Annotated in this window: 15 protein-coding genes; 8 read left to right on the plus strand and 7 right to left on the minus strand. The window is 61.3% G+C overall.

Annotated elements, in window-relative coordinates; translation table 11 throughout:
* Positions 1 to 21: 21 nt before the first annotated feature.
* Positions 22 to 180, minus strand: a complete 159-nt coding sequence (locus RlegSU303_RS30385) for a YqaE/Pmp3 family membrane protein (protein ID WP_017958027.1) — start codon at positions 178 to 180, stop codon at positions 22 to 24.
* A gap of 77 nt (positions 181 to 257) precedes the next feature.
* Between RlegSU303_RS30385 and rhaI the strand changes: the two genes are divergently transcribed.
* On the plus strand, positions 258 to 1550 hold the full coding sequence (rhaI, locus tag RlegSU303_RS30390) for an L-rhamnose catabolism isomerase (protein WP_151519691.1): 1293 nt from the start codon (positions 258 to 260) through the stop codon (positions 1548 to 1550).
* Positions 1551 to 1645: 95 nt separating this feature from the next.
* Here rhaI and RlegSU303_RS30395 read toward each other — a convergent pair whose 3' ends face one another.
* Positions 1646 to 2104, minus strand: a complete 459-nt coding sequence (locus tag RlegSU303_RS30395; RefSeq protein ID WP_131623647.1) for a carboxymuconolactone decarboxylase family protein — start codon at positions 2102 to 2104, stop codon at positions 1646 to 1648.
* Positions 2105 to 2211: 107 nt separating this feature from the next.
* Here RlegSU303_RS30395 and RlegSU303_RS30400 point away from each other — a divergent pair, with 107 nt between their 5' ends.
* Both RlegSU303_RS30400 and RlegSU303_RS30405 read left to right on the plus strand, forming a co-directional pair.
* Positions 2212 to 3078: a sigma-70 family RNA polymerase sigma factor gene (locus RlegSU303_RS30400; RefSeq protein WP_231283915.1), complete on the plus strand. Its 867-nt coding sequence runs from the start codon at positions 2212 to 2214 to the stop codon at positions 3076 to 3078.
* Positions 3079 to 3339: 261 nt separating this feature from the next.
* Complete coding sequence (locus RlegSU303_RS30405) at positions 3340 to 4557, plus strand: amidohydrolase/deacetylase family metallohydrolase (protein WP_181018287.1); 1218 nt, start codon at positions 3340 to 3342, stop codon at positions 4555 to 4557.
* A 23-nt stretch (positions 4558 to 4580) separates the two neighbouring features.
* Here RlegSU303_RS30405 and RlegSU303_RS30410 read toward each other — a convergent pair whose 3' ends face one another.
* Positions 4581 to 5429 (minus strand): IclR family transcriptional regulator, encoded by an 849-nt coding sequence (locus RlegSU303_RS30410; protein WP_131623640.1) that lies wholly within the window; start codon positions 5427 to 5429, stop codon positions 4581 to 4583.
* A 248-nt stretch (positions 5430 to 5677) separates the two neighbouring features.
* Here RlegSU303_RS30410 and RlegSU303_RS30415 point away from each other — a divergent pair, with 248 nt between their 5' ends.
* Positions 5678 to 6535, plus strand: coding sequence for an SDR family oxidoreductase (locus RlegSU303_RS30415; protein WP_131623638.1), 858 nt, complete (start codon positions 5678 to 5680; stop codon positions 6533 to 6535).
* Positions 6536 to 6614: 79 nt separating this feature from the next.
* Here the strand turns inward: RlegSU303_RS30415 and RlegSU303_RS30420 are convergent, their stop codons facing one another.
* Entirely contained in the window at positions 6615 to 6830 is a 216-nt protein-coding gene (locus RlegSU303_RS30420; RefSeq protein ID WP_131623636.1) for a hypothetical protein, read from the minus strand.
* 127 nt (positions 6831 to 6957) lie between these two features.
* Here RlegSU303_RS30420 and RlegSU303_RS30425 point away from each other — a divergent pair, with 127 nt between their 5' ends.
* Positions 6958 to 7581, plus strand: coding sequence for a TetR/AcrR family transcriptional regulator (locus RlegSU303_RS30425; protein WP_131623634.1), 624 nt, complete (start codon positions 6958 to 6960; stop codon positions 7579 to 7581).
* 82 nt (positions 7582 to 7663) lie between these two features.
* The gene (locus RlegSU303_RS30430; RefSeq protein WP_003547852.1) at positions 7664 to 7852 is read left to right on the plus strand and encodes a hypothetical protein; all 189 of its coding nucleotides are present in this window, start codon (positions 7664 to 7666) and stop codon (positions 7850 to 7852) included.
* A gap of 49 nt (positions 7853 to 7901) precedes the next feature.
* On the opposite strand, the gene RlegSU303_RS30435 is transcribed toward RlegSU303_RS30430, so the two are convergent.
* Together RlegSU303_RS30435 and RlegSU303_RS30440 are read right to left on the minus strand one after the other, a co-directional pair.
* Positions 7902 to 8342, minus strand: a complete 441-nt coding sequence (locus RlegSU303_RS30435; RefSeq protein ID WP_131623632.1) for a DUF1810 domain-containing protein — start codon at positions 8340 to 8342, stop codon at positions 7902 to 7904.
* Between the two features lie 173 nt (positions 8343 to 8515).
* Positions 8516 to 8794, minus strand: coding sequence for a hypothetical protein (locus RlegSU303_RS30440; protein ID WP_017958038.1), 279 nt, complete (start codon positions 8792 to 8794; stop codon positions 8516 to 8518).
* 274 nt (positions 8795 to 9068) lie between these two features.
* Between RlegSU303_RS30440 and RlegSU303_RS30445 the strand changes: the two genes are divergently transcribed.
* Together RlegSU303_RS30445 and RlegSU303_RS30450 are read left to right on the plus strand one after the other, a co-directional pair.
* On the plus strand, positions 9069 to 10439 hold the full coding sequence (locus RlegSU303_RS30445) for an amidase (protein ID WP_231283916.1): 1371 nt from the start codon (positions 9069 to 9071) through the stop codon (positions 10437 to 10439).
* Between the two features lie 66 nt (positions 10440 to 10505).
* Positions 10506 to 11366, plus strand: coding sequence for a sugar phosphate isomerase/epimerase family protein (locus RlegSU303_RS30450; protein WP_231283917.1), 861 nt, complete (start codon positions 10506 to 10508; stop codon positions 11364 to 11366).
* 9 nt (positions 11367 to 11375) lie between these two features.
* On the opposite strand, the gene betC is transcribed toward RlegSU303_RS30450, so the two are convergent.
* Positions 11376 to 12890: a choline-sulfatase gene (gene betC, locus RlegSU303_RS30455; protein WP_231283918.1), complete on the minus strand. Its 1515-nt coding sequence runs from the start codon at positions 12888 to 12890 to the stop codon at positions 11376 to 11378.
* Positions 12891 to 12921: the final 31 nt, after the last annotated feature.

Consider the following 12921-nt stretch of genomic DNA (forward strand, 5'->3'; position numbering starts at 1 on the left):
GCGTAAAGCGAACGGATAGAGCTATTTCCGGAGGATCACCCATATTGCGTGGATGATCCCCGGCAGATAGCCGCAGAGTGTCAGCAATATATTGAGCCAGAAATGCAGGCCGATCCCGACCTGCAAAAATACGCCAAGGGGCGGCAGGATGATCGCAAGAAGAATGCGGACAACGTCCATCGTAGCTCCTTCGTTTGAAGACATGTAAGCGTTTGAACGCGAACCGTGCCCTATGGTTCGCGACCAGGGAGGAATAGATGACAGATTCCAGGATTGCGCCAGATCTGGTCGCGACTGAAAACGACAAGCGGGCAACCGCTCTGAAAGCCGATTACGAGGCACTGGGCGCGACGCTCGATCGTCGCGGCGTCGATATCGAGGCGGTCACCCGGAAGGTTGCGGAATTCTTCGTTGCTGTGCCCTCCTGGGGCGTCGGCACCGGCGGCACGCGTTTTGCCCGTTTCCCCGGTACCGGCGAGCCGCGCGGCATCTTCGACAAGCTCGACGATTGCGCCGTCATCAACCAGCTGACGCAGGCGACCCCGAACGTCTCGCTGCATATTCCCTGGGACAAGGCGGATGCCAGCGAATTGAAGGCCAAGGGTAACGCGCTCGGCCTCGGCTTCGATGCGATGAATTCGAACACCTTTTCCGATGCGCCCGGCCAGGCCCATTCCTACAAATACGGCTCGCTCAGCCACACCGACGCGGCGACGCGGGCGCAGGCGGTCGAGCACAATCTCGAATGCATCGAGATCGGCAAGGCGCTCGGCTCCAAGGCGCTGACGGTCTGGATCGGCGACGGCTCGAACTTCCCCGGCCAGAGCCATTTCACCAAGGCTTTCGAGCGTTACCTTGCCTCGATGGCGGATATTTACAAGGCGCTGCCCGACGATTGGAAGCTGTTCTCCGAGCACAAGATGTACGAGCCGGCCTTCTATTCGACCATCGTGCAGGATTGGGGCACCAACTACCTGATCGCCCAGACGCTCGGCCCCAAGGCCTATTGCCTCGTCGATCTCGGCCACCATGCGCCGAACACCAATATCGAGATGATCGTCGCCCGGCTGATCCAGTTCGGCAAGCTTGGCGGTTTCCACTTCAACGATTCGAAATATGGCGATGACGATCTCGACGCCGGCGCGATCGATCCCTACCGGCTGTTCCTCGTCTTCAACGAACTGGTTGACGCCGAGCAGCGCGGCGTCAACGATTTCAACCCGGCCCATATGATCGACCAGTCGCACAATGTCACCGACCCGATCGAAAGCCTGATCAACAGCGCCAACGAAATCCGCCGCGCCTATGCGCAGGCATTGCTCGTCGACCGCAAGGCGCTCTCCGGCTACCAGGACGACAACGACGCGCTGATGGCGTCGGAAACGCTGAAGCGCGCCTATCGCGCCGATGTCGAGCCTATCCTGGCGGAAGCCCGCCGCCGGGCTGGCGGCGCGATCGACCCGATCGCCGTCTACCGCGCCAGCGGTTATCGCAGACAAGTGGCGGCCGAGCGCCCGGCATCCGCTGCCGGCGGCGGCGGCATCATCTGAACGACTGATTGTTTCGCATGGCCTGAAGCCATGTGGACTAGGGATGGTGGTTGCCGGCGGCGCAGGGGGTGACGCGCTGCCGGCAACCTCGCCGTTTACGGCTTCCAGGCGCCGGCGATCTGCCGGGTGGCGATGTTCAGCCGGTTCCAGACATTGATATTGGCGATGGCGATGACCAGTGCTGCAAGGCTCCTGCCGTCATAATGCCGGGTCGCTTCATCCCAGATATCATCAGGCACCGGATCTGCCCGATCGCAAAGGCGGGTGAGGGCCTCCGTGAGCGCAAGGGCGGCGCGTTCGGCATCGCTATAATAGGGAGCGTCACGCCAGCCAGCGACGGCAAATAGCCGCTCATCGGTTTCGCCGTGTTTACGGGCAATGCGCCAATGGCCATCGATGCAGACGCTGCAGCCGTTGATCTGGCTGGAGCGCAGATTGACGAGTTCGAGCAGCTTTGGCGAAAGGCCGGTTTCGGCCGGCACCTTGCTGAGAGCCGCCAGCGCCTGCATGGCCGCGGGAAGGACGAGGGCGGGATTTCCCATTCTCTCCTGCATGATATGTCTCCTTATACGTTTCGTGTTCGACGATCCGCCGGCGCTGTCACATCGGCCGGGTTTCATGCGTCATTGCCTTGACGGAACGCAGCGGAGGAATGTGACACATGGACGAGAAAAAATGGCTGACTGAAGAATTCGAGGCGAACAGAGCGCATCTGAGGGCCGCAGCCTATCGCATGCTCGGCTCGCGCAGCGAGGCGGAAGATGCCGTTCAGGAGGCCTGGCTGCGGCTTGGCCGCACCGATACGACAGGGGTCGGCAATCTCGGCGGTTGGCTGACGACGGTGGTGGCGCGCATCTGCCTCGACATGCTGCGCGCCCGCAAGACCCGGCGCGAGGAGCCGCTGGAGGCGCCTGTTCATGCCCGGATCGCCGATCCGGCGAACGATCCCGAGCGCGAAGCCGCTTTTGCCGATTCGGTCGGTCTGGCATTGCTCGTCGTGCTGCAGACGCTGGCGCCCGCCGAACGCGTCGCCTTCGTGCTGCACGATATGTTCGACCTGCCCTTCGACGAGATCGCGCCGATCATCGGCCGTTCGTCCGGTGCCACCCGCCAGCTCGCAAGCCGCGCCCGCCGTCGGGTGCAGGGGGTGGACGAAGCGCCGGATGTCGATTTCGCGCGTAAGAGGACGATCGCCGAGACCTTTCTTGCCGCCTCCCGCAACGGCGATCTGGAGGCGCTGCTTGCGGTGCTTTCCCCCGATGTCGTCTTCCGCCCGGATGCGACGGCGGCACGATACGGCATTGGCGAAATGCGCGGCTCGACCGATGTGGCTGAAGCCTTCAAGGGTCGGGCGCAGGCGGCGGAGCCCGCTGTTGTCGACGGTGAGCTTGGGTTCGTCGTGCACATCGGAGGCCAGATTCGCATCGCAGTGACGCTGGCGATCGGCGATGGCAAGATCGTCGCGATCGATGCCGTCGCGGATCCGGACCGCCTGCGTCAGATCAACTATTCGATCCTTCAGGACTGAAATCAAACGCGAATTTGTAGATCTCTTGGAGACAGGCGCGCTTCGGGAGGAGCGCGCCTTTACGTTTTCAGAGCGTCGGCGGACATGTCATTTTCCTTGACAGTCGCGTCCTCGGCCTTATTCTACTATAAAATCCTATATAGCATAACTATGGAATTGCGGCGATGCCATGCGCCTGAAGCGCCCTCTCTAACTTCCCCATACCATGATGACCCGCAGACGGATGATCGAGGAGTGATCCCGGTCCGAGACTCGAAAGGAATGCAGATCATGCCCGGCGACCACGTGAAGAAGCCGCTTCTCCTCACCAATGTCAAACCGATTGCCTTCGGTGCCGGCGCAGGCGAGGGTGTTATCGACATTCTCGTCAATGCCGGCGGCAGGATCGCCGAGATCGGTCCGTCGCTTGCGATCTCTGAGGATGTAACGCGCATCGACGGCAAGGGCGCCTTCATTTCGCCGGGCTGGGTCGACCTGCACGTGCATATCTGGCACGGCGGCACCGATATTTCCATCCGCCCGTCCGAATGCGGCGTCGAGCGCGGCGTCACCACGCTGGTCGATGCCGGCTCAGCCGGTGAGGCGAATTTCCATGGCTTTCGGGAATATATCATCGAGCCCTCGCGCGAACGTATCAAGGCCTTCCTCAATCTCGGCTCGATCGGCCTCGTCGCCTGCAACCGGGTGGCGGAATTGCGGGATATCCGCGATATCGATCTCGACCGCATTCTCGAAGTCTATGCCGAAAACAGCGAGCACATCGTCGGCATCAAAGTGCGCGCCAGCCATGTCATCACCGGCTCCTGGGGCGTCACTCCCGTCAAGCTCGGCAAGAAGATCGCCAAGATCTTGAAAGTGCCGATGATGGTGCATGTTGGCGAGCCGCCGGCGCTCTATGACGAGGTGTTGGAGATTCTCGGCCCTGGCGACGTCGTCACCCATTGCTTCAACGGCAAGGCCGGGTCGAGCATAATGGAGGACGAGGACCTCTTCAATCTCGCCGAGCGCTGCGCCTCCGAGGGCATCCGCCTCGACATCGGCCATGGCGGCGCCTCCTTCTCCTTCAAGGTCGCCGAGGCGGCGATCGCGCGCGGGCTTCTGCCGTTCTCGATCTCGACCGATCTGCACGGCCATTCGATGAACTTCCCGGTCTGGGATCTGGCGACGACGATGTCGAAACTGCTCAGCGTCGGCATGCCTTTCGACAAGGTGGTGGAAGCCGTCACCCATGCGCCGGCATCCGTCATCAAGCTGTCGATGGAGAACCGGCTTTCGGTCGGCTCGCAAGCGGAATTCACCATTTTCGATCTGGTCGATTCCGACCTCGAGGCGACGGATTCCAACGGAGACGTTTCGGTCCTCAATAAGCTGTTCGAGCCGCGCTATGCGGTAATGGGCGCCGATGCTTTCGCCGCCAGCCGCTATGTGCCGCGGGCGCGCAAGCTGGTGCGCCACAGCCACGGCTATTCCTACAGGTAGGATCTGCGGGCCGGGCGCAATGCTCAGCGGTTGCGCCAGCCCATCAGCTTTTCGATCCGTTCCGCTGAACTGCGCACATGCGCCGTATAATGGTTCTCGTCGGAAAACGCCTTCTGTTCCGGCAGCACGATGGAAATGGTAGCGACGCACTGGCCGTCGCGATCGCAGATCGGCGAGGCGATGCAGGCAACCGCATAATCCGATTCCCCTGCCTGGATCGACAGCCGCGATTCGAAGGCCTTGCCGGCGGCTTCCGACAGCGTGCCCGGATCGATCTCTGCGCGGCCGGTCGGTGAAGAGCGGGCGCAGCGCTTGAACAGTTCGATGCGCTCCTCCTCGGCCAGGTGGCCGACGAGCAGGCGGCCAGAGGCTGTCCAGTTCAGCGGCACCCTTGTGCCGACGCGGGACGCCACCTGAAAATGGCTCGGGCCGTCGGCCATGGCGAGCACCAGCATATAGTCGCCGTCGCGGCCGCAGACCTGGACGGTTTCGCCGGCTTGGCGGCAGAGATCGTGCATTTCGTGGGTAGCGATGCTCATGAAATCCAGCGACCGGGCATAGGCAAGGCCGTAATGGTAGAGCCGCGCGCCGAGCCAGATCGAGCCGTCGGCCTGGCGTGTCAGCATGTTCTTCTCGACGAGATCGTCGACGATCACGTAAACGGTCGACAGCGGCGCCTTTACCGCCTTGGCGATGGCATAGACGCCGGCGGGTGATCCGGTCTCGTAAAGATGGTCGATCACTTGAAGTGCCCGGTCTATGCCGCTGACGCGTGCGCGCCTCGCCCCCTTGCCAGCAGCCTCGCCGCCAACGCCCTCATCTTCGGAGTAAACCGCAGGGGATGTCTTTCCGTCCAATTCCTCGCACCTCATGAAAAACGCCATTATGTTACATTACTATGGCATAGCCGTCGCTGTGGCAAATGGCAACATTTCGCGGGTTGCTAGTCGGATTGGGCCGACTAGATGAGGCTCTGTTTTCAATAACACCGGAAATTTAGGATGCGGCGGCGGGCGTGAGCGTGCTCAGCGCGAGCGGTTGCTGGAGGAGTCATTCCGCCGCGAGACTTGGAACAACAAGCATCAGGCCGAGTTTGATCTCTGAAACTCAGGAGGTCACGATGCCAAATTATCCCACACCGCCTTTCCCATCCCAGAAGCAGCCGATGCCGGGTTTTACGGCACAGATGGACCCGGTTCCCGACCATGGCGAAAAGAGCTATCGCGGTTCCGAGCGGCTCAAGGGCAAAAGGGCGATCATCACCGGCGGCGATAGCGGCATCGGCCGCGCGGTGGCAATCGCCTATGCCAGGGAGGGTGCCGATCTGCTGCTTTCCTATCTCGACGAGGATGAGGATGCCGATGAGACGAAACGTCTCGTCGAGCAGGCCGGACGCAAGGCTATCCTCGTCAGCGGCGACATCCAGGATCCCGCCCATTGCAGACAGATCGTCGAGACAGCGGTCAAGGAGCTTGGTGGTATCGACATTCTCGTCAACAACGCCGCGCATCAGGCAAGCTTCAAGAGCATTGACGAGATCAGCGACGAGGAGTGGGAACTGACCTTCAAGGTCAACATCCATTCGATGTTCTACCTGACCAAGGCAGCCGTCGCCCATATGAAACCCGGCAGCGCCATCATCAACACGGCCTCGATCAATTCGGACAGTCCGAACCCGACGCTGCTTGCCTATGCGACGACCAAGGGGGCGATTCAGAATTTCACCGCCGGCCTTGCCCAGCTTCTGGCCGAGAAGGGCATTCGCGCCAATGCCGTGGCGCCCGGGCCAATCTGGACGCCGCTCATCCCTTCGACACTGCCTGAAGAAAGCGTCAGCAATTTCGGCAAGCAGGTGCCGATGAAACGGCCGGGACAGCCGGCCGAGCTTGCGACAGCCTACGTGATGCTGGCCGATCCCTTGTCGAGTTATGTCTCCGGCACGACAATCGCGGTTACCGGCGGCAAGCCGATCCTTTAAAGCGGCAAGGGCCGCCGTCTGGTTGTGACGGCAGCCCTTGACGGGGGCAGGGAGAGATCCCCAAGCTGTTTAGGCGGCTTCAGCCGAAGCAGGGCACTGCCGGCAGATTGGCGCGGCTTGCGAGTGCTCCGATCATATTGCCCACCGATGTCGAGCGCGGTTCGCGTTTGCGGGCGGCCGTCTCCAGGAGTTGCTTGAAGTCTTCAAGCTTTACGCCGTCGGCGCGCATCACCATGGCGATCAGGGGGTCGCGAAGGGCTTCGGATATCGTCAGGTCATCTCTGGTCTTCGTCATGGTTGTCCTCCTTTCGTGGGCGGTAGCCCGTGTTCCACTTTCCGCTGCCATGCCCTCGGCATTGACTTTCGCATTTCGTGGTGTTACCGGTAAGTAACAATGCATTTGTTACCGATCGGTCACATTGATGTCAAGGACTATGTCCGCAAAAAAATCAGAAACTTCGAATGAAATCCCCGCAGCCGTTAAAGAAGATCGCATCCCGCCGCGGGAGCGTATCGTCTCGACCGCCTCGGAGCTTTTCCGCGAGCGCGGCATTCGCGGCATCGGCGTCGATGCCATTGCCGACGCGGCTCTGACCAACAAGATGACGCTCTACCGGCATTTCGGCTCAAAGGACGAGCTCGTCTGCGAGACGCTTCGCCGGGCCTCCGAAAAGGCGGGTGCCATCTGGCGCGATCTGGAATCGGCCTATCCCGACAATCCGCGCGCCCAGCTGGACGCCTGGGTGGAGATGCGGGCGCAATGTCTGAACGGCGAGCCCGCCGGCTGCGATCTCGCCAATGCCGCCATCGAGCTGAAGGGTGAGGGCCATCCCGCCCACGAAATGATCGAGCGGCACAAGGCCGAACAGCGTGATCGCCTGGCCGCGCTTTGTTCGGCGGCCGGCGCGCGCGAACCCCAGCTTCTTGCCGATACGTTGACGCTGCTGCTCGAAGGCGCACGCGTCAGCCGCCAGGCCATGGGCGCTGCCGGCTGCTGCGGTCATTTCGCCAAGGCCTGCCACGCGGCGATCGCTTCATTCGCCTGACCACCGCAAGTGTGTGGGAGGGGAACCTTACCGCTTCCATGCCGTTTTCACACTAACCCGAGGGCGATGTGGAGGCAGGGAGATGAACTACGTCTATCTCAAACGCCTGTATGCCAAACGCGCCGAGCTCGAAGCCAAGCTGGAGCTCCATGATGCGCGCTATTGTTTTGGCGAGGAAGAGGTCGATGACGGCACCGACAGCGATCTGCGTCAGCGGTTGAGCGAGATCTCCGAGGAAATTGCTACGCTGGAGAGCAGGCCGGGCCGATAACTGTTTCATTTGGGAACGGGTCCAGATTTCAGGCCGGCCTGGCCTAAAATCAGTCTGTGCTGGCGCTGAGGATTTCCATCGTCCGTTCGTCGAATTTTCCCTGATAGAAATGCTTGATCACCTGGTGGAAGGGCGAACCGTGATCGCTGATCGCGGCAAACAAGGTCATCGATGAGCACAGCTTGAAGTCGTCGGGTGAGCCCAGGATTTCGTGCGCCGATCGGCCGTTCACGGACAGGATCGCCTCGACGCAACGCAGCAGCCGGCTTGAGAGAATGGGATCGGCGAGATAGGCGGTGGCTTCCTCCGCCGAGCGGATCGCATATTTTTCGGCCATCGCCGACGTGCCGAGACCTGATATCTGCGGGAAGATGAACCACATCCAGTGGGAGGTCTTGCGCCCGGCTTTCAGCTCCAGGAGCGCTTGTTCGTAGACGCCGTTCTGGGCGTCGATGAAGCGGTGAAGCTTGTAGTCGATGTCGCCGGCCATGGTCCTTTCCCTTTTCCTGCTGTATGCAGCCTGGGCCAAGGTTTCCACGCCCGGCGATCTACAGCGCCGCGCGTCTTTCAGACGCGCAAAGGACGCTGTAGCACTTTGAATGACTGCATAATTTCATCCTTAAATCGGTTTACGAATTAAGGAATTATGCAGTGGTTTTGCTATCAGCAGACCCTCTCAGCGTAGGGGCTGCTGTCGCGGCAATGGCCGTAGGCCGGATGAGCCGGCATGGTATCGCCGGCCGGGGCGGCAATGGCCGATGTCGTCATCGGGTCCGTATTGCCGGAAGAATATGCGGCAAAACCCGCAAAGCTCAAGAGAACCAGCGCTCCGACCACGACAATGCGCTCGAACGCCGAAAGTTTCTGGGCGCTGACATGATCTACATAATCGCGCTCGCCTAAACCGGCGGTTTCGTCCTCTTTTACATGGAGGGTCACCATATCCTGGCGACGGCTTAAAGTTTCACAATCTGTCATTTTAATTACTCCTGCAACACATGCGGAGCCGGGGTCTCAGAGCAAACTCTCACCCTCGTGCCGAACCGGCTTCGCATGCGAGCAGCATGTGTGTCTTCGATCGTGGCAATTGAAGGGGCGATATTCAAACTCAGTGTTCAAAAAATCGTACCAATAAAAGCAAAATATCGTGAAGCTCTGGTTCACCGGAATGATCCGGGGTAGTCCAGATAGGAACATCTCTCTTCTGGATAGTCCCATGAGCAAATCCTTCGGCGCGATGTCGGTCGCGCAGCTTTCGGTCCTCATTCAAGGTGGCGCGGCCGATCCGGTCGAGGTGGCCGAGACGGTCTTCGATTCCATCGCGAATTATGCCGACAAGGCGGTCTTCACCACATTGCTCGAAAGCCGGGCGATGGAGGAGGCGCGAGCCTCTTCGCGACGTCTGCGGGAAGGGCGCTCGCTTGGATTGCTGGACGGCATTCCGATTGCCTGGAAGGATCTTTTCGACATTGAAGGCCTGCCGACGACGGCAGGTTCCGTCGTTCTGGCAAAGGATATGCCGGCCAAGCGCGATGCGGCTGTCGTCGCTTTGCTGAGACAGGCGGGCATGGTCGCCGTCGGACGCACCAATATGAGCGAGTTCGCCTTTTCCGGCCTCGGCATCAATCCGCATTACGGCACGCCGGTAAATCCGCGCGGCACTGATCTGCCGCGCATTCCGGGCGGCTCATCCTCCGGCGCTGGTGTCGTCGTCGCGGCCGGGCTGGTGCCGGTCGCCATGGGCACCGATACTGGCGGCTCGGTACGTATTCCCGCCGCTTTCAACGGTATCGTCGGCTACAAAGCAACACGCGGCCGCCACGCGATGGCAGGGGTCTATCCGCTGGCAAAGAGCCTGGATTCGCTGGGACCGCTCTGCCGCAGCGTCAGGGACGCGGTCTGGATCGACGCGGCGATGCGCGGCCTGACGGCGCCCGACGTCGTTGAGCGTCCTCTGCAAGGGCTGGAACTCATCGTGCCTGAAAATATCGTCTTCGATGGCGCTGAAGCCGGCGTCGTCGCCGCGTTCGAGGCAGCTCTGGGACGTCTTCAAAAGGCCGGCGCCAAGGTTGCCCGCACCGTCATCCCAGCGTTCGACGAAATATTCCAGCTAATGATGAGATATGGTCCACTGGTCACAGCGGAGGCTTTCGCGCTTCATCAGGAACGCTTGGCGGGAGCGGACGCGGACAGGATGGATCATCGCGTCGTCATGCGCACGCGTCTCGGAAGCAAGACGACGCTGCCGGATTACCTGGCGATCCTCGAGGCGCGCAGTCGCCTGATCGCCGATGTCGAGCGCCTCGTCGGCGACCGGCTGCTCGCCTTTCCGACCGTCGCCCATGTCGCGCCGCCGATCGGGCCGTTGGAGCAGGATGACGAGCTGTTCTTCGCGACGAACAACAAGACGTTGCGCAACACCGCGCTCGGCAATTTCCTCGACTGGTGCGGCGTTTCCATTCCCTGCGGTACGGGCGAGGCTGGCATGCCTGTTGGACTGCTGCTTTCGGCCACCCCCCATCGCGATGAGGCGCTGCTGGGGATTGCCCTTCCGGCCGAGGCGGTCATCCGCGACGATTTTGCCTGAATTGGCAATTGAACCGCCGGGATTTAATTGCCATTGATGGCATGAGGAGATCCCGGAGGAAAGCAAGTGCAGGTTTTGCAAAACGGACGTTTCGCGGTTTCGACCTGGTCGCTGCATCGGCTGCTTGGCGCCGTTCATGCCTATAGTCCCGATCCTGACAAAAGTGCTGCTGCGAAAGAGCCCTATGGCCCCGGCGCCGCGGCGCTGATCGACGTGCCGGCGGCGCTCTCGGCACGCGGCATCAACAGGTTGGAGGTCTGTTCCTTCCATCTGCCGAGCCTCGACGCCGCCTATATAGGCGAATTGCGCGATGCGATGGCGGCCTCGAACGTGCTGTTCCAGACGCTGCTCGTCGAGGATGGTGATCCGAGCCATCCCGAGACGGCTGAACGCGACGTCAAATGGATGGCGCAGTGGATCGACATCGCCGCAGCCCTCGGGGCTGAGAGGATGCGGGTCATTGCCGGCAAGCAGAAACCGACGGAGGAAAACCTTACCCGCGCCGCCCGTCATCTGAACTGGCTGGCCGGGAAGGCTGAAGGCAGCGGCGTGCGCGTCGTCGTCGAGAACTGGTTCGACCTTTTACCGTCGCCGGTCGAAATGAACTGGCTGCTCGACCGGCTGGATGGCAAGGTCGGGCTCAACGGCGATCTCGGCAACTGGTCAGCCCCCGCGAAATATGCGGGTCTGGCCGATATCATGCGGCGGGCGGAAATCTGCCACGCCAAGGCCGATTACAATGCCGGTGGCCTCGATGCGGAGGATTACCGCAAGTGCCTGGAGATGTGCGCAAGGGCCGGTTACGCCGGTCCCTTCACGCTGATCTATGATTCGCCCTTCTTCGCCGACGAATGGGACGGCATCCTGCTGCAAAAGACCTTCATCGAGGATTTCCTGCGCGCGGCGCCGGCCAGCAGGACGGCCTAGAACCGTCTGCTATTCCTGGCGCGGGAACCGCTGGCTTTCCTCCAGCACGTTCAGATCCATGTGGTTGCGCATATAGCGCTCCGATGCTTTCTGCAGCGGCTGATAGTCCCAGGGATAATAGGCGCCGTTGCGTAGCGCCGCGTAGACCACCCAGCGGCGGGCCTGGCTTTCGCGCACGGCCACGTCGAAAGCGGAAAGGTTCCAGCGCCGGCCGGCTTGTTCGACGAGCCGCGCCAGCGTCTCGGCATGCGCCGGATTTCCGGCGAGATCGTCGAGCTCTTGCGGATCGGCCTCGAGATCGAACAGCATCGGCGGGTCCTTCTCGCAGAGCGAGAGCTTGTAGCGCCCGTCCCTGAGGCAGACGAGCGGCGCTTCCGAGCCTTCCGCGGCATATTCCATCGGTACCGGGCCACGGCTGCCGGTGCCCGTCGCGAGGGCTGCAAGATCTTGGCCTTCGGTCCACGGTTTCAATGACGCGATATCGATCCCGGCGAGACCGGCAAGCGTCGGCGTTACGTCAAGGGTAGAGACGGGGTGATCGATGCGCTTCGGCGTCCAGCCGGGGGCTGCGATCATCAGCGGAACCCGCGCCGAACCTTCGAAGAAGTTCATCTTGAACCAGAGGCCGCGATCGCCAAGCATGTCGCCGTGGTCGGACACGAAGAGGATGATGGTGTTCTCCGCCATGCGGCTGCGTTCCAGCACACCGAGAATCTCGCCAATCTTGTCGTCGACATAGGAGATATTGGCGAAATAGCCGCGCCTTGCCCGCCTGATCTGCTCTTGGCTGATGTCGAACGCATCGTGGTCGCAGGCTTTCATCAGGCGCTGAGAATGAGGATCCTGCCGCTCGAAGGGGATCGCAGCGACCGCCGGGTCGAGGGCTAGGCAGTCCTCATAGACATCCCAGAATTTGCGGCGCGCGACATAGGGGTCGTGCGGATGGGTGAAGCTGACGGTCAGGCACCAGGGGCGTTCGTCATGCCCACGCGAGAGGTCGAAGAGCTTGCGGGTGGCGTGATAGGCGACCTCGTCGTCATATTCCATCTGATTGGTGATCTCGGCAATGCCGGCGCCGGTCACTGAACCGAGATTGTGATACCACCAGTCGATGCGCTCGCCGGGCTTGGTGTAATCCGGCGTCCAGCCGAAATCGGCCGGATAGATATCCGTCGTCAGCCGTTCTTCGAAGCCGTGAAGCTGGTCGGGGCCGACGAAATGCATCTTGCCCGACAGCGCCGTCTGGTACCCGGCCGCGCGCAGATGATGCGCGTAGGTCGGAATGTCGGAGGCAAATTCAGCCGCGTTGTCATAGACGCGGGTGCGGCTCGGCAACTGTCCCGACATGAAGGACGCCCGCGCCGGCGCGCAGAGCGGGCTTGCCGTATAGCTATTGGCAAAACGCACGGAGCGGCCTGCCAGTGATTTCAGATGCGGCGCGTGAAGAAAATCGGCGGGGCCATCGGGAAAGAAGGTTCCGTTCAACTGGTCCACCATCAGGATGAGAATGTTCGGGCGCGCCATGTGAATACCTTTTGCTATTTGAAGATTTTAT

The organism is Rhizobium sp. SU303 (assembly GCF_021052345.1).
GTDB classification, from domain to species: domain Bacteria; phylum Pseudomonadota; class Alphaproteobacteria; order Rhizobiales; family Rhizobiaceae; genus Rhizobium; species Rhizobium laguerreae.